Source organism: Aliiglaciecola sp. SL4, from assembly GCF_041538045.1.
In the GTDB taxonomy this organism is placed as follows: Bacteria; Pseudomonadota; Gammaproteobacteria; order Enterobacterales; family Alteromonadaceae; genus Aliiglaciecola.
In genome coordinates, this window is record NZ_JBGOSE010000003.1 from 1 (window position 1) to 15,228 (window position 15,228).

Below are 15,228 nucleotides of genomic sequence, written 5' to 3' on the forward strand. Positions count from 1 at the left end.
AAACAATAAAAATTGTTCCCGACAATTTGTCGAACGGGCTGGTTCTCATCCTGCACGATTTGCATGATGTTTGGAATTTTGGGTTTTGAAATTTGATTACTAGGATTTGGATAAGATGGTGGGTCGTGCTGGATTTATTCCAGGCATCCTGCCTTCCACCCTTCGGGCAGCCTGCGGCTGTACAAATTGTTCCCTACAATTTGTCGAACGGGCTGGTTCTCATCCTGCACGAATTGCATGATGTTTGGAATTTTGGTTTTTGAAATTTGATTACTAGGATTTGGATAAGATGGTGGGTCGTGCTGGATTCGAACCAGCGACCAATTGATTAAAAGTCAACTGCTCTACCAACTGAGCTAACGACCCATCTATTGAAGCTTCTTACTAATTCAGTAAATGTTGTACCGAATTATTTTGGACATCCTGTCCTCCCCGAGGGGATAGTTTAATCTAAACTGAAATTGGTGGGTCGTGCTGGATTCGAACCAGCGACCAATTGATTAAAAGTCAACTGCTCTACCAGCTGAGCTAACGACCCTCTTTCAGTCTTGTTGCATACCTCCTGCAACGGCGGCATATAATACTCAAATATCTGGTGGGTGCAACCTAAATATGAAGTTATTTTTAAACTATTTATCTTTTCGATGAAAAACTAAGCAAGGCAGGCAAAAACGGTATAAATTATGTGCACATATTACTGATTCATACCGTTTTCGACCCTAAAATTATTTCAAAATATTTTTCAAATTAGACTCTAAATTTTATTTTAGAGAATTAATTCATCGCACTTAAACGAGAATTTGCCAGACGACTAGATGCAGAATCTGGATATTCAGACAAAACTTGTTCGAACAATTGTTTTGCTCTAGCCAAATTATCTCTGCGCTGTTCAACCACTCCTAACTTAAATAATGCATCAGCACGTTTCGATGAATCCGGATAGCCGCTCACCAAAATTTGAAATTGTTCTGCTGCACTTTCCCATTGCTGTTTGTTAAACAGTAATTGTCCCAACCAATAATGGGCATTTGCTGAATAGCTGGAATTTGGGTAAGTTTTTATAAATGACTGAAACTCAGGAATCGCTAAATCATATTGCTTATCACGCAATATTAAGTTAACTGCACGGTCATAGGCATCACTTTCACTCACATTAGTAGTGACTGGCATGTCTACTTGAGGTTGTTGTACAGAACTATTGATATTTGAGTTTGAATTCGACTGCGTTTGTTGCTGAGAAGTTTGAGAACTGACAGCGGCAATGCGCTTATCAATTTCTAAATACAGCTCACGTTGTCTTTCTAAAATCTTTTCAAGCTGATGATTATGCAATTCCAAAGTGCCACGCATTTCGCTTACTTCGTTTTGCATTTCATCTAGTTGTTGCTGTATTCGATGCTGCATCTCTGTGCGTGAATCTAAAATACGTTCTAACACTTCGACACGTTTAGCTAGGGATCCATCGTTTAAGTCTGTTACAGGCGCAGGAGCCGCATTAACTGCGGCTCCATATACGAGTAAAAGACTAATCGCTTTCATGCGTTTAATCATAATGACTCTATTCTATTGATATACCAAAACACCACGACGATTTTGTGCAAAAGCAGATTGAGAAGTGCCATTTGCTACAGGTTTTTCTTCGCCGTATGAAACCACAGACATCTGTGATGAACTAACGTTAGCATTTAACAGGTAAGTTTGTATTGATTTAGCACGTCTTTCACCAAGAGCGATATTATACTCTGGTGTACCGCGACGGTCACAGTGACCTTCAATGACAATTGATTGGTCTGGGTTTGATGCCAAAAACTCAGCATGCTTAGACAAAATAGTCCGTGCAGAAGAGGTTAAATTTGAGGTGTCAAAATCGAAGTAGACTACTTGATCTTGCTCAAGTGTAGCGATGTCTTTAGCGCGCTGTTCAGCGGCCATTTTCTCGCGTTGTTGCATAGCCATGATTTCGGCTTTTTCAGCTTCGGCTTCTCTTGCTGCTTGGTCAGCTGCTGCTTGCGCTGCCGCTGCTTCTTTAGCTGCTGCTTCATCTACACCATTATCTGTTGTAGTACACGCCATAACGGTCACCAATGGCAGTGCAATCACAAAACCTTTAAATACTTTCTTAAGTTGCATTTCGTTATTCCTTCTCGTTTTCGAAATTTCTAACAGTTTTTAGTTTATGTTACAAAAATGGTGACCAGCTAGGTGACTTAACCTGCCCTTCTGACACCGGCAGCCTTGCCTTAAATCGTCCATCAAGTGACACTAATGATAATACTTGTCTTCCTTCGTGCAAAGTACTGTAGATTATCATACTGCCATTCGGTGCAAGACTTGGTGATTCATCTAAAAATGTCTTAGTTAACACCAACATATCGCCTGAGTCTACGCCTTGCTTAGCTATATGGTAGTTTCCGCGGGTACGATTCACCATGACCATTTGTGTGCCATCTGGTGTGTAGGTTCCCCCAAGGTTCATATCTCCCTCAAAAGTCACCCTTCGCGTCTTACCTGTAGCTAAATTTACTCGATAAATCTGAGGTTTACCACCCCGTTCTGAACTAAAAATCAAATGTTTACCATCTGGAGACCAACTTGGCTCAGTATCAATTGCACGATTACGGGTAATCTGACGTAGTCGCTTAGAGGCAAGATTCATCACGTAAATTTCTGGATTGCCATCTTTAGACAATACCATCGCTAACTGATTTCCATCTGGTGAAAATGTCGGTGCACCATTTATGCCAGGAAAGTCAGTAATCATTGTTCGACTGCCCGTGTAGATATCTTGAATGAAGATTTGCGGCTTCTTGTTCTCAAAAGAAACATAGGCTAGTTTTCTGCCATCTGGAGACCAAGAGGGTGACATTAGCGGCTCATTGGAGCGCAACAAAATATTTTCATTTTTGCCGTCATAATCGGCCACGATTAACTGAAAGGGTTTAGCTTCTGTTTCTGAATCTCTGACAATTATGTATGCAATTTGCGTCAGAAATGCGCCCTTTTCGCCAGTGAGCTTCTCATACACGATGTCACTAATACGATGAGCATACTGACGAAATTCGTCACCACTGATCACCCAACTCCATTCATCCAATACATGATCACGGTTAGTAACCATTTGACCATTGCTCATCATTTGCGTTTGGCCACCGGTTATTTGCCCGCGTATCACGTCTAATAATTGCAAACTCACTTTAAATTCATCAGCCGCTTGTTGTTGAACGTGGCCGATAAGTACCGCTTCCGCGCCAGCTGCAGCCCATTCACTGTAATCCACTTCGCTATCGGATTTGGGCAACTGTGGCATTTGCTGACGACTTAACGCTAAAAATTTACCACTACGAGTTAAATCTGCGGCAACCACTTCATCAATGCTACTAGGTAGCACAGTTCCGGGGGAAACATGAAAGGGCACAATCCCAACCGGACGGGCATTATTAACCCCTTCGGTAATATATATTTCTAAAGTTGCATGTGACTCCAATGAGAAACAGATAAAAAAGAGCGATAGTAAAATAGTGTTTATTTTATTCATTCATTAAAAACCAAAGTTAATAGTTATATCTTTTAGATTATTGTAAACCTGTGGATCTGAAGACATAGGTAGCTCTCCAGCCCTTCGAATTGCTTGTTCACCTGCCACACAGACAACTTTGTCGCCACCTAAAGTACGGATCTGAATCACAAATCCAGATGAAGACAAGCGAATATTAATTCTGCATGACTTACCTTTCATCGAATCATCTTTGTAGGTGTTTTGATCAATTTTGGCATTAATCAAGGCTGTATATTTCTCAGTTTCTGATAACACCTGACGTTGTCTCTGCTGATTTCGCGAAGCTTGCTCCAACTCTAGCTGCTCTTGCATTAATCGTTCCTGTTCACGCAATTCAGCTTGTTCACGTTTTTTCCGCTCGGCCTCTTGTTTCGCACGCTCTTCTTTTTCGCGTTTTTCTCTGGCCTTTCGTTCTCTTTGTTCTGCGGCTTTACGTTCCAATTCCCGTTGTTTTTTCTGCTCGGCATCTTTACGGGCTTTTTCTTCGGCTAAACGTTTCTTTTTCTTGGCTTCCGCCGCAGCTTGTTTTTGACGCTTCGCATCTTCCTTGCGTTTTTTCTCTTTTGCCGCGAGATCTCGCTTACGTTGTTCAGCTTCTGCTTTGCGTCTTTGCGCATCGCGTATTTTTTGCAATTCTTTTTGTTTTTCAGCTTCTTTTTTCTGCTCAATTCGTTTGAGCTGGTCATTCACCGCTTTTTGATCAATCACAGTGGCTTCAATTGGGGTGAAGTTAGCTGTACTTAAATCAATTTGTTTAGGCGGCGAATGGAAGTCGACACTTATGGCCAGCAATCCGCCTAACAGAATATGTAAAACAATAGAGGTAGCAATAGGACTTAACTTAAACATGCAAAGCCTATGGTTCTGGAGACTCGGTCATTAAACCAACAGATGGCACACCTGCACGCTGCAACAGCACCATTAGCTGTACAACATTGGCATAAGGCACTGCACCGTCACCTTTAACTACAACAGGAGTGGTCGGCTCTTTTTTAATTTGCTGGGCAACAATCACCGCCAAATCTGTGGCAGACATAGGATCTTCTTGGTTGTCTCCAACATTTATGAAGTATTCACCATCAGCATTTACCGATGCAATAATCGGCGGTTTAGAGTCATCTTGTAACGACTCAGCCTCAGCTTTTGGTAAATCAACTTTTACCCCTTGTGTCACCAGCGGTGCGGTCACCATAAAGATTATCAACAGTACCAACATAACGTCGATGTAAGGAACAACGTTTATTTCGGAGACTGGACGTCGTCGTTTACGTTCGTACACAACCATGGTTAAACACTCTCAACGCGTTGCGACAGTGTCTGACGATGGAGGATACTGGAAAACTCTTCCATAAAATTACCATAACTGTTTTCTAATTTTTCTACTTGATTGCTAAAGCGGTTATAGGCAATAACCGAGGGTATCGCGGCAAATAAGCCCATTGCAGTTGCAATTAGTGCTTCTGCAATTCCCGGTGCAACCATCGCTAAAGTAGCTTGTTGAACTTCACCTAGTGCAATAAACGAGTTCATAATTCCCCATACAGTGCCGAATAAACCAATGTAAGGACTGATAGAACCTGCTGTTGCAAGAAATGATAGGTTAGCTTCTAGATGATCAACCTCACGAGATAACGAAACACGCATGGCACGATAAGTTCCTTCCATGGTTGCTTCGGTAGAGCTTCCGCTTGCTTTACGTAAACGCACAAACTCTTTGAAACCGGCACAAAACAAGCTCCCCATACCTTGCACTGATTGGCGAGCAGAAAGCTCTTGGTAAAGTTTATTTAAATCCACACCAGACCAAAACTTATCTTCAAACTTTTTGGTTTCTGTTTTTGCCTGTTTAAGCACTTTAATCCGTTGGAAAATGAATGCCCAAGACACAACAGATGTTGCCAATAATAATAACATGACCAGCTGAACTAAAAGACTTGCCTGTAAAAACAGGTCAAAGAATGACAAATTAGATGACACTTGAGATTTCCCCTACAATGAACGCAGGTATTGCTATGGGTTTCATTTTCTGAAGATCCACACAAGCAACCCTGATTTTCGCACTAACCAAACTTAAGTTGTTTGAATTTGTTATTTGTTGTTGGAACAACATGCTAGCACGTTTCAATTCAATTATTTGCGTATTAACTTGCAATAAATCATCGAATCTTGCAGCTGCAATATTGTCCATTTCCACCCGTTTGACGACAAAACCCACGGATTGTTCCAAAAGACTATGTTGTTCTATACCAAAACTTCTCAACCACTCCGTTCTGGCACGCTCTAAAAACTTTAAATAATTAGCATAATATACGATACCACCTGCGTCTGTATCTTCGTAGTAAACGCGAACCTTAAATTTATGAACGGGAAATGGCATCAAATTTTCTACCTCTGTAAATAGCGCTTATGCTTAGTCCAATCGTCTTGGAAATAATTCCATTTAAACACAACAAATCGCATAATTATGTATTAGTTAAAACCATTTTTATAATGATAAATAGCGAATTTAAGGCTTCAGCCCATTAAAAACAGGTTTGATCTTTTAATAAGCATGCATAAGTTCGGCATAAAACTCAATTTTTACACTAGTTTTGTTAATCCAATTAATTATAATTTATCCAATTATAAATTTAGATAGACCCAACCCCTCACTTATTTAAAGGGCTTAAAAGCTCAGCGTAAAAATAACATAAATTTTATTCATTAGTTTAACTAATCTGAAACTTCAATTTTTTTCAATTGTGGATTATTTTTCGATGTATAGAATACGCGTCGTTCTCTTGACTAACGCAACGAACTTTCGAAGCGGTAGTCAGAAAATGTATCAATTGCTTATTGATAGATGTGTTCCCTGGAATTTTCCTTTCCAAATACTTGTTGCTTTGCCCGCGAATTTCGCGGGCTTTTTTTTTGCCTGTTGTTTAGTTTTGAGGCTGGTAGTCTTTACCAAAATGCAAGAACGCCCGTTGCGACACAATTCTGCCTCTTGGTGTTCTTTGTAAAAAGCCTTGTTGAATTAGAAAAGGTTCAATTACATCTTCAATGGTTTCTTTTTCTTCACCAATTGCAGCGGCTAAATTGTCTAAGCCCACTGGCCCACCCATAAATTTATCAATAATGGTCATCAGCAACTTGCGATCCATGTAATCAAAACCTTCTTTATCCACATCAAGCATATCTAACGCTTCTGCAGCAACAGTTTCAGATATATCACCGTCGGCTTTAACTTCAGCAAAATCTCGAACCCTGCGCAGTAAACGGTTGGAGATACGCGGCGTGCCTCTTGAACGTCTGGCAATTTCCACTGCCCCTTGTTCATTGATGTTCAGGTTTAAATATTTTGCTGAACGGGTAACAATTTGGGTGAGATCTTTTAGGCTATAAAACTCCAGACGTTGGACGATGCCAAATCGGTCACGTAAAGGAGAGGTTAACGAGCCCGCTCGGGTAGTCGCACCAACTAAAGTAAAGGGCGGAAGATCTAACTTAATTGAGCGAGCAGCTGGACCCTCACCAATCATAATATCTAACTGATAATCCTCCATGGCGGGATACAAGACCTCTTCCACCACTGGACTTAAACGATGAATTTCATCGATAAACAGTACATCATTTTCTTCTAAGTTGGTTAGCAAAGCGGCTAGATCACCTGCCTTTTCCAATACCGGCCCTGACGTGGTTTTTATATTTACGCCCATTTCGTTGGCAACAATATTAGCCAGCGTGGTTTTACCTAAACCTGGGGGGCCAAAAATAAGTAAATGATCTAACGCATCACTACGATTTCTGGCCGCCTGAATAAAAATATCCATTTGTTTACAGACATGATCTTGGCCGGTGTAGTCAGCCAGTAATTTGGGGCGTATTGCACGATCCACGGCTTCATCTTCAATATCTGCCGTGGGGTGAATGAGTCGATCAGCTTCAATCATGAATGTGTCTTCTGGTTAATGTCTAACTTAGAGTAAAAAGAGTAATGAGCGCGCAAATAAAACATTTTTTGCAAGCACCTAAACCTCACTATCCAACAGTGTTTTTTTATACAGTAAAACCGTATATCTGTACAGTCTAGTTTGTGACGCTTAGGTTAAACCATTGAACGCAAAGCTTCACGGATAAGCTCTTCACTGCTGATATCCTGGTGATAGACTGAATTGATGGTTTTTGCCGCTTGTGCTGGTTTATACCCTAAAGCCACCATTGCACTTAACGCATCTTCTTTTACATCAGTGGGTTTGACTAATGTGTCCTGCAGGGTTTCTACTTGCATGGGCGGTAAATGATGTTTGCCATCGCCCTGCTCTTCGAGCTTTTTAAGGCGGTCACGCATTTCAACCACAAGCCTTTCCGCAGTCTTTTTACCCACACCTGGTAATTTCACCAAACCGGAATAATCATCATGACTAACACACTGAATAAACTGTGAAGCCGACATTCCAGACAGAATAGTCAGGGCTAATTTAGGACCAACGCCATTAACTTTTATTAATTCTCGAAATAAAGCGCGTTCCGATTTGTCCGCGAAACCAAACAGCAATTGGGCATCTTCACGCACCACAAAATGAATATACACTGTTGCTTCATGACCAATTTCTGGCAACTGATAAAAGCTGGTCATGGGCAATTGCACCTCGTAACCGATGCCACCCGCTTCAATAAGAATCTCAGGGGGTTGCTTTTCTAATAGCTGGCCTCGAATTAAGCCGATCATAAATACATCCTATAATGCTGAAGGTTAAAATTGGGTATACCGGAAAGCTTATTTCCGCAATCTACCACGCACGGTTTTACTCGCCTTACCAGCAAGTTTAATTAACGTTTGGTAACTATGTCCATGACACAATGCCACGGCTAGAGCATCAGCGGCATCAGCCTGCGGAGTTTTACTAAGTTTAAGTAAATAAGTGACCATATGCTGAACTTGCGTTTTTTCAGCGCTACCCTTGCCCACAACACTTTGCTTGATTTGTCTTGCTGAATACTCAGACACAGGTAACTCGGCGTTGGTCGCTGCCACTATGGCCGCGCCACGAGCCTGCCCAAGTTTTAAGGCTGAATCTGGGTTTTTCGCCATGAAAACTTGCTCTATAGCGAAAAACTGCGGTTGAAACTGACAAATAATTTCAGTAACACCTTTGTATATTTGATTCAGTCTTGGGGCGAGTTCGTCACCTTGGACTCGGATACAACCGCTGCCAAGGTAACTAAAAGTATTGCCGGTTTGTTTAATTACCCCATAACCTGTTATCCGCGAACCGGGATCGATTCCAAGGATTATGGACATCTTTGTTCCTCATCGTCAGATAACAGAGTATTAGGTACGAATTTTTCAATGGCAACTTTATTCGTTGGTGACCAGACTTTTTCCATTGCCAACTTTTTCGGCAGCCATTGATATGCTAGGTGTTCGGTGAGAGTAATGGTTTCATTACCTTGTACTTTCAAGGCAAACACATGTTCCGTATTGAAGGGGCAATTAGGTGGATAACGATGCTGCCAAATATCGCGAATAGGATATTGATTGACACTTCGACAATCCACCAGCTCTAGCTTGTTCAGAGCGATGTTAATGCCGGTTTCTTCTTCCACTTCTCGAATAGCGGTTTGTAACGGCAATTCACCGGGTTCAAGGGTACCTGTCACGCTCTGCCAGAAGTTAGGGTCATCTTGACGCTGCATTACAAGTACATTTGCGGCCGCGTCAAAGATGACAACTAACGCTGATTCTGGACGTTTAAACGCCATATTAATCGGCTTTTTTGTCGATAACCGTTGCGATAGATAATTCTTTCAATTGCACAGGGTTAGCTTCAGATGGTGCATCCGTTAGTGGACAAGCAGCTGTGGTTGTTTTCGGGAACGCCATCACGTCTCGAATTGACGTAGCACCTGTCATTAGCATCACTAAGCGGTCTAAACCAAAAGCAAGGCCTGCGTGAGGTGGTGCACCAAATTTAAGGGCTTCCAACAAGAAACCGAATTTTAGCTCCGCTTCTTCTGCTGTGATCCCCAACAAACGGAATACTTCAGACTGCATAGCTTGGTCATGGATACGTACCGAACCACCACCTAGCTCAACACCGTTTAGAACCATATCGTAGGCATTTGAAATGGCATTGGCAGGGTTAGCTGCTAGTTCAGCAGGTGTCATGTCACGGGGAGCTGTGAATGGGTGATGTAACGCATGGAAATCGCCATCAACCTCTTCAAACATGGGGAAGTCAACAACCCACAATGGTTTCCATTCACCTTCTAGAAGGTCAAGGTCTTCACCCAACTTCAAGCGCAACGCGCCTAGGGCTTCAGTGACAACATTGGCACTGTCCGCACCAAACAAAATAATATCACCATCAACAGCACCGCAACGTTTTACGATACCCATAGCTACGTTTTCGCTTAGGAATTTTAAGATAGGTGACTGTAAGCCTTCCATACCTGCAGACAGATCATTGACCTTCATCCAGGCTAAACCTTTAGCACCGTAAATGCCGACAAAACTACCGTAGTTATCGATGTTTTTGCGGGATAACGCTGCGCCACCTGGTACTCGAATTACCGCGACTCTACCTTTGGGATCATTGGCAGGTCCAGCGAAAACTTTAAACTCAACGTCTTTGACTAAATCAGCAACGTCAACCAACTCAAGGGGGTTACGTAAATCTGGCTTATCGCTACCAAAACGACGCATTGCATCAGCAAAGGTCATATGTGGAAACTCACCCAGATCAACATTTAACATTTTTTGGAACAAATCTTTGATCAAGCCTTCAGTAATCGACATTACCCCTGAGGCATCAAGGAAAGTGGTTTCAATATCAATTTGGGTAAATTCGGGCTGACGATCCGCGCGTAAGTCTTCATCTCGGAAACACTTAACGATTTGATAATAACGATCCATACCGGACATCATTAACAATTGTTTAAACAATTGTGGAGATTGCGGCAACGCGAAAAACTCACCTTTGTGAGTCCGACTTGGCACTAGGTAATCACGTGCCCCTTCCGGTGTTGCTTTGGTAAGAATTGGTGTTTCAATATCGAGGAAACCATCGTTTTCTAAGTAGCTTCTTACTGCGCTGGTGACTTTAGCTCGAAACTTCAAACGGTCGCTCATAACCGGACGACGCAAATCTAAGTAACGGTATTTTAAACGTTGCTCTTCAGAGTTTTCTTGATTCCAATCTAACGGCAGAGCAGCAGATTTATTAAGTATGGTGAGTCCCTTACCTAATATTTCAATCTCACCAGTAGACATGTCTTTATTGATTTGACCTTCTGGACGACTGCGAACCAAACCTTTAATTTGGACACAAAATTCATTACGCAGACTATTTGCAGTAGCAAATACATCTTCCAAATCAGGATCATATACAACTTGCACTATGCCTTCGCGATCTCGTAAATCGAGGAAGATAACACCGCCCAAATCACGACGTTTATTTACCCAGCCACATAAAGTAACTTCTTGACCTATAAAACTTGCGTTGATGTTTCCGCAATAATCTGTGCGCATGTAAAGCCTCTGTTGCCAGTACATGACTTATTATTAAATAAAGCCATGTCACTAAAAAATTATCGATAAAATCCGAAAGGATTGAAAAGCCGCCTAGTATAAACAAATCCGCGCCAAAGCACAGTGCTCAGAACAAGATTTATGGGGGATTTTAAGCTAATGGGTGAAAAATAAGTAGCAGTAACCACTATTTTCAGCAATTTGTACTTTTGAGGGGAAAAGAATAGATTAACCAATGGATTCGCTTCCCCAACTCAAGGCTGAGGAAGCAAACTCTTTGCTAAACCATCAGGCTACTTCTGGTTTGAAATCACTTGAATGTAAATCGTGTTTTTTCATTAATTTATGCATATCGGTTCGATTACGACCGGCTAATTCTGCTGCCCGAGTGACATTTCCATCAGTCATTTTTAACAATTTTAGCAAGTAGTTTTGCTCAAAGGCATCCCTTGCTTCGGTTAGGGTTGGCCACTTTTGTTCTGAGGCTGAAAGGGCTTGTTCCACTAGATGGGAAGCAATAACCGAAGTTTGCGTTAAGGCAACACATTGTTCTACCACGTTGACAAGTTGTCTAACATTGCCCGGCCAAGGTGCTGTTGCTAATAACTGCATGGCGTCATCTGAAAAACGACTGACATTCACACCGTGACGTTCGGCACTTTTAGCTAACAGATAGCGTGCCAGTAGTGGAATATCTTCCGAACGCTCGCGTAATGATGGCAAGGTTAAATTCACCACGTTAAGACGGTAGTACAAATCTTCACGGAAGTTTTGCTCTTGCATCTCTTTGGCTAGATTTTTATGAGTGGCGGATATTACTCTAACGTTGATAGGAATTTGTTTGCTGCTGCCCACTGGACGAATTTGCTGTTCTTGCAACGCCCTTAACAACTTGACTTGCAACGGTACAGGCATGTCCCCTATTTCATCTAAGAAAAGTGTTCCGCCATCCGCTTCACGGAAAAGACCTTGGTGTTCATTCACGGCTCCCGTAAAGGCACCTTTTGCATGACCAAATAATTCTGACTCGAGTAAGTTTTCTGGTAACGCGCCGCAGTTGATAGCCACAAAGGGTTTATTTCCTCGGGTACTGGCTTTGTGCAGTGCTTTGGCAAGCAATTCTTTACCTGTACCGCTGGCTCCACTAATCAAAACACTAACGTCACGTTTAGCAACTCTGAAAGCTTGATCTAGCAATTGCTCCATTTGCATGGAACGGGTAATAATTTCTTCACTCCAAGTGCCATTTTGCGCACCTTGGCTTTGACTCACTGCTTTAATTAACAACTCTCGCAAGGCTTCATGATCAATTGGCTTAGTCAAAAAGCCAAAAACGCCGCGCTGGGTAGCTTCAACAGCATCTTGAATAGTACCGTGAGCGGTCATTAAAATAACGGGAATATCACGGCGAAGGGATACAATTTCTTCAAATAAGCTAAGGCCGTCTAAGCCAGGCATACGTAGGTCACTGAGCACCACATCAAAACTTTGAGTATTGAGTAGTTTTAGCGCTTCTTTGCCACCTTCAGCGGTTGCAACTTGATAGCCTTCTCCTTGCAATCTGATCGTCATCAAACGCAACAGATTTTCATCGTCATCCACTAACAAAATACGTGGTAGTGCGTTTGTTTCAGATTTGCTCATTGGTTTATTCCCTCTTTTTTCTCCATCATAGATGCCTCAATTTTTAATAACTGGTCGATTTGTTGTTGTTGCTCAGACAATCTTTGTTGTTGTACATGGAGCTCTTTCGATTGATTGGTATTCATTCGCGTTAAAATAGTTAACGCGGATTCAAATTCCAATAATTCTTGACTAGGTCGATATACCAACACCAAAAACAACTGCTTCATTTGTTCTGTAAGGTTGGGAGTTAACTCATCTGCCCAGCCTTGTGCTCTTAGTCTATTTTGATAAGGGGTTCCCTTACCTTGACTCAATAGCACTTTTTTCATTAACTCTGCCTGTGTCTCGCCAAGCTGATTTATCCGCTCTTTTCGTTCTGTCCAAGACAGTCCGTCATGCTTCACCCAAAAATCCAACCAATAGGTCAAATCACAATTGTGCTCAACAGCTGTATCCATTTTGAATAGGCAAAATTCATTTTCCACGGGAACAAAAACAGGTTCTACCGGTGCAGCTTTCTCGGAAATAACCTCACATCCGGTTAAGCTAACTAAACAGCCTATAATAACAAGTTTTAATTTATTCATGCCGCTACCTCGTTTTGCGGCAGACTTACGCGCATGCAGACATCTGCATAATCGACATCAACTATTTCAACAGTGCCATGCATCATTCGTGCACAATCCGCAACAATGGACAAACCCAAACCCGAACCAACGACCCTATCATTACGTCTATGTTCTCCCCGCTTGAAAGGTTCGAACAAAGGTTTACGTTGTTCTAGAGGGATTTTCCGGCCTCGATTAGCTACATCTAAAACCACTGTATCTTGTTGTTTATAAAGCTTAATATCTATAGGTCGACCTGCCGTTCCATGGGCTAAAGCATTCGATAATAGGTTATCAATAATCCGTCGATACAAATTGGGATCTACATTTATATTTATCATTTTATTTTCAACATTCACTTCATTTTTATGTTGTTGTATTGCCAAAGCGTTATCAATTAATGCTGCTTCTAGCAAACTTTTAGTGTCTGTTTTTTCATACACAGGCTTAGCCTGTTGTAATAGCAAATTGTAGTCAAGTAATTGTTCAATAAGCAAATTCAAACGTTCCGTACTACTGGTTAATAAACTAACCACTTCTTTTTGCTGTTCGTTTAATGGCCCAACCACACTTTCCGAGAGCAAAGAACAGCCTTCTTTGATACTGGCTAACGGGGTTTTTAGTTCATGTGAGGCATGACGCAACAGTGCATGGCGCAAATGCTCTAATTGATTTAGTCTTTCCGCCAACCAGTGCAACTTATGCTCTACCTCAATCAACTCTTTAGGACCTGAGGTTGACACCTTAGGTAAGGATTCTGATTGTTTGGCAATTTCCCCAATAATTCGTTCAATTTTAGTAACCGGAGAGAGTATTAGCTGACTGGCAAAAATGATAAGTAATAATGAAACAGTCACTAAAACAGCAGTTGACCATGCTTGAGTCTGTTGTACCGAATCGACGTAGTCTTGTTGCTGTTTTATTCTTTCATCAAGTAATGAGTCTACTTGCTCATGGAGTTCTTTTAAAGAGCGGCGGAATTCGGCTAATTGCGCATCCAATAAAAGTTTGTCTTCAATCTCTACATTATTTTCAAACCAAGCAATGCGTTTTTGTAAAGCTGAACAAACATATTCACTGGGTAGTTCAGCACAGACGTTAACCAGTTTGCTTTCAAGTCGATTGATGGAGTTGTCCGTAAGGAGTTTTAGTTCAGGCTTTTTTAACACATGGTATTGTCGAATTAACCGTTCAACATCGATGGCAATATTTTCCATATCACCAATTTGTCGCGCCATGGTAACTGAAAACTGCGCTTCGCTGGCTGCTATCTGAGCCATTTTAGTAAGTGTACTTTGGCTGTGCCAAAGCAACACAGCAAGGGGGATCAGCGCAATTAGAAAGCTGATTAACGTGAGTTGTCGTAATGAACCAATTTGCATTTTCATACCTCAAACTACTTCGTACAAATTGGTGTATCCTATCTCAATAGCGTGTAATGAACCAAAGAAATAATGGTTTATTAAAAGAACCTCAACATAAGATTCCGTTAGGGAGTAATAACGTTTCAGAGCCGCAGAAATCAAATGTTGAGGTCATTACTTGAAACCTAATTGTCGTTATACTTGACTGTTAATCAGGCTTTTTTATCAATTTGTTTAATCAGACTTGATTCACTTAATTCTTCAGCACTGATTTTACCGTCACCATTACTGTCAATTTTACCGAAAGCTGCCAATAAATTAGGGTCAGCTACCGCTTCTCGAATACTAATCATGCCATCTTCATCTAAGTCCATCTCGGCGATGAGATCGGATTGAGCATAGGCTTCACTGCTTGCTATGGATTGCAACAATACGATACCTGCAAACATTAGACCCATGAAAACGAATTTTTTCATACTACAATCTCCATTTGAACTGTTTAGCGAAAAGGAAGTGGCATCCATGCCATGCAATGCGGTAAACGCATTCAGAATGACTTAA

General features: G+C 41.5%; 16 protein-coding genes and 2 tRNA genes. All 18 read right to left on the reverse strand.

Annotated elements, in window-relative coordinates:
* Positions 1–290 precede the first annotated feature (290 nt).
* The 18 genes from AB6T38_RS05355 to AB6T38_RS05440 all read right to left on the reverse strand — a co-directional run bounded on the left by AB6T38_RS05355 (position 291) and on the right by AB6T38_RS05440 (position 15,143).
* Positions 291–366: transfer RNA gene (locus AB6T38_RS05355), tRNA-Lys, on the reverse strand.
* A gap of 96 nt (positions 367–462) precedes the next feature.
* Positions 463–538 (reverse strand) — tRNA-Lys (locus tag AB6T38_RS05360).
* A gap of 236 nt (positions 539–774) precedes the next feature.
* Positions 775–1,551, reverse strand: a complete 777-nt coding sequence (gene ybgF, locus AB6T38_RS05365) for a tol-pal system protein YbgF (protein ID WP_348493097.1) — start codon at positions 1,549–1,551, stop codon at positions 775–777.
* A gap of 12 nt (positions 1,552–1,563) precedes the next feature.
* Positions 1,564–2,130, reverse strand: a complete 567-nt coding sequence (gene pal, locus AB6T38_RS05370) for a peptidoglycan-associated lipoprotein Pal (RefSeq protein WP_372546336.1) — start codon at positions 2,128–2,130, stop codon at positions 1,564–1,566.
* Between the two features lie 49 nt (positions 2,131–2,179).
* Positions 2,180–3,535, reverse strand: coding sequence for a Tol-Pal system beta propeller repeat protein TolB (tolB, locus tag AB6T38_RS05375; RefSeq protein ID WP_348493095.1), 1,356 nt, complete (start codon positions 3,533–3,535; stop codon positions 2,180–2,182).
* Between the two features lie 3 nt (positions 3,536–3,538).
* Positions 3,539–4,405, reverse strand: a complete 867-nt coding sequence (tolA, locus tag AB6T38_RS05380) for a cell envelope integrity protein TolA (RefSeq protein ID WP_372546337.1) — start codon at positions 4,403–4,405, stop codon at positions 3,539–3,541.
* A 7-nt stretch (positions 4,406–4,412) separates the two neighbouring features.
* On the reverse strand, positions 4,413–4,835 hold the full coding sequence (tolR, locus tag AB6T38_RS05385) for a protein TolR (RefSeq protein ID WP_348493107.1): 423 nt from the start codon (positions 4,833–4,835) through the stop codon (positions 4,413–4,415).
* Between the two features lie 8 nt (positions 4,836–4,843).
* Positions 4,844–5,533, reverse strand: a complete 690-nt coding sequence (tolQ, locus tag AB6T38_RS05390) for a protein TolQ (protein WP_348493093.1) — start codon at positions 5,531–5,533, stop codon at positions 4,844–4,846.
* Positions 5,523–5,933 (reverse strand): tol-pal system-associated acyl-CoA thioesterase, encoded by a 411-nt coding sequence (gene ybgC, locus AB6T38_RS05395; RefSeq protein ID WP_372546338.1) that lies wholly within the window; start codon positions 5,931–5,933, stop codon positions 5,523–5,525. The genes tolQ and ybgC overlap by 11 nt, the downstream gene beginning before the upstream one ends.
* 544 nt (positions 5,934–6,477) lie before the next feature.
* Positions 6,478–7,488, reverse strand: a complete 1,011-nt coding sequence (gene ruvB / locus AB6T38_RS05400; protein ID WP_348493091.1) for a Holliday junction branch migration DNA helicase RuvB — start codon at positions 7,486–7,488, stop codon at positions 6,478–6,480.
* A 155-nt stretch (positions 7,489–7,643) separates the two neighbouring features.
* Positions 7,644–8,267, reverse strand: a complete 624-nt coding sequence (ruvA, locus tag AB6T38_RS05405) for a Holliday junction branch migration protein RuvA (RefSeq protein ID WP_348493090.1) — start codon at positions 8,265–8,267, stop codon at positions 7,644–7,646.
* A 48-nt stretch (positions 8,268–8,315) separates the two neighbouring features.
* Positions 8,316–8,840, reverse strand: a complete 525-nt coding sequence (gene ruvC, locus AB6T38_RS05410) for a crossover junction endodeoxyribonuclease RuvC (protein WP_348493089.1) — start codon at positions 8,838–8,840, stop codon at positions 8,316–8,318.
* Complete coding sequence (nudB, locus tag AB6T38_RS05415; RefSeq protein WP_372546339.1) at positions 8,831–9,301, reverse strand: dihydroneopterin triphosphate diphosphatase; 471 nt, start codon at positions 9,299–9,301, stop codon at positions 8,831–8,833. The genes ruvC and nudB overlap by 10 nt, the downstream gene beginning before the upstream one ends.
* A 1-nt stretch (position 9,302) precedes the next feature.
* Complete coding sequence (gene aspS / locus AB6T38_RS05420) at positions 9,303–11,069, reverse strand: aspartate--tRNA ligase (protein ID WP_372546340.1); 1,767 nt, start codon at positions 11,067–11,069, stop codon at positions 9,303–9,305.
* Positions 11,070–11,357: 288 nt separating this feature from the next.
* Positions 11,358–12,713: a sigma 54-interacting transcriptional regulator gene (locus tag AB6T38_RS05425; protein ID WP_372546341.1), complete on the reverse strand. Its 1,356-nt coding sequence runs from the start codon at positions 12,711–12,713 to the stop codon at positions 11,358–11,360.
* Positions 12,710–13,282: a hypothetical protein gene (locus tag AB6T38_RS05430; RefSeq protein ID WP_372546342.1), complete on the reverse strand. Its 573-nt coding sequence runs from the start codon at positions 13,280–13,282 to the stop codon at positions 12,710–12,712. The genes AB6T38_RS05425 and AB6T38_RS05430 overlap by 4 nt, the downstream gene beginning before the upstream one ends.
* The gene (locus AB6T38_RS05435; protein ID WP_372546622.1) at positions 13,279–14,685 is read right to left on the reverse strand and encodes a sensor histidine kinase; all 1,407 of its coding nucleotides are present in this window, start codon (positions 14,683–14,685) and stop codon (positions 13,279–13,281) included. Before AB6T38_RS05435 ends, AB6T38_RS05430 begins: the two co-directional genes overlap by 4 nt.
* Before the next feature lie 194 nt (positions 14,686–14,879).
* Positions 14,880–15,143 (reverse strand): hypothetical protein, encoded by a 264-nt coding sequence (locus AB6T38_RS05440; protein ID WP_372546343.1) that lies wholly within the window; start codon positions 15,141–15,143, stop codon positions 14,880–14,882.
* Between the last annotated feature and the right edge of the window lie 85 nt (positions 15,144–15,228).

Bases quoted from the DNA above. Each gene is read 5' to 3' on its own strand.
- ybgF (WP_348493097.1), bottom strand. From the start codon at position 1,551: ATGATTAAACGCATGAAAGCGATTAGTCTTTTACTCGTATATGGAGCC.
- pal (WP_372546336.1), bottom strand. From the start codon at position 2,130: ATGCAACTTAAGAAAGTATTTAAAGGTTTTGTGATTGCACTGCCATTG.
- tolB (WP_348493095.1), bottom strand. From the start codon at position 3,535: ATGAATAAAATAAACACTATTTTACTATCGCTCTTTTTTATCTGTTTC.
- tolA (WP_372546337.1), bottom strand. From the start codon at position 4,405: ATGTTTAAGTTAAGTCCTATTGCTACCTCTATTGTTTTACATATTCTG.
- ybgC (WP_372546338.1), bottom strand. From the start codon at position 5,933: ATGCCATTTCCCGTTCATAAATTTAAGGTTCGCGTTTACTACGAAGAT.
- ruvB (WP_348493091.1), bottom strand. From the start codon at position 7,488: ATGATTGAAGCTGATCGACTCATTCACCCCACGGCAGATATTGAAGAT.
- ruvA (WP_348493090.1), bottom strand. From the start codon at position 8,267: ATGATCGGCTTAATTCGAGGCCAGCTATTAGAAAAGCAACCCCCTGAG.
- ruvC (WP_348493089.1), bottom strand. From the start codon at position 8,840: ATGTCCATAATCCTTGGAATCGATCCCGGTTCGCGGATAACAGGTTAT.
- nudB (WP_372546339.1), bottom strand. From the start codon at position 9,301: ATGGCGTTTAAACGTCCAGAATCAGCGTTAGTTGTCATCTTTGACGCG.
- aspS (WP_372546340.1), bottom strand. From the start codon at position 11,069: ATGCGCACAGATTATTGCGGAAACATCAACGCAAGTTTTATAGGTCAA.
- AB6T38_RS05425 (WP_372546341.1), bottom strand. From the start codon at position 12,713: ATGAGCAAATCTGAAACAAACGCACTACCACGTATTTTGTTAGTGGAT.
- AB6T38_RS05430 (WP_372546342.1), bottom strand. From the start codon at position 13,282: ATGAATAAATTAAAACTTGTTATTATAGGCTGTTTAGTTAGCTTAACC.
- AB6T38_RS05435 (WP_372546622.1), bottom strand. From the start codon at position 14,685: ATGCAAATTGGTTCATTACGACAACTCACGTTAATCAGCTTTCTAATT.
- AB6T38_RS05440 (WP_372546343.1), bottom strand. From the start codon at position 15,143: ATGAAAAAATTCGTTTTCATGGGTCTAATGTTTGCAGGTATCGTATTG.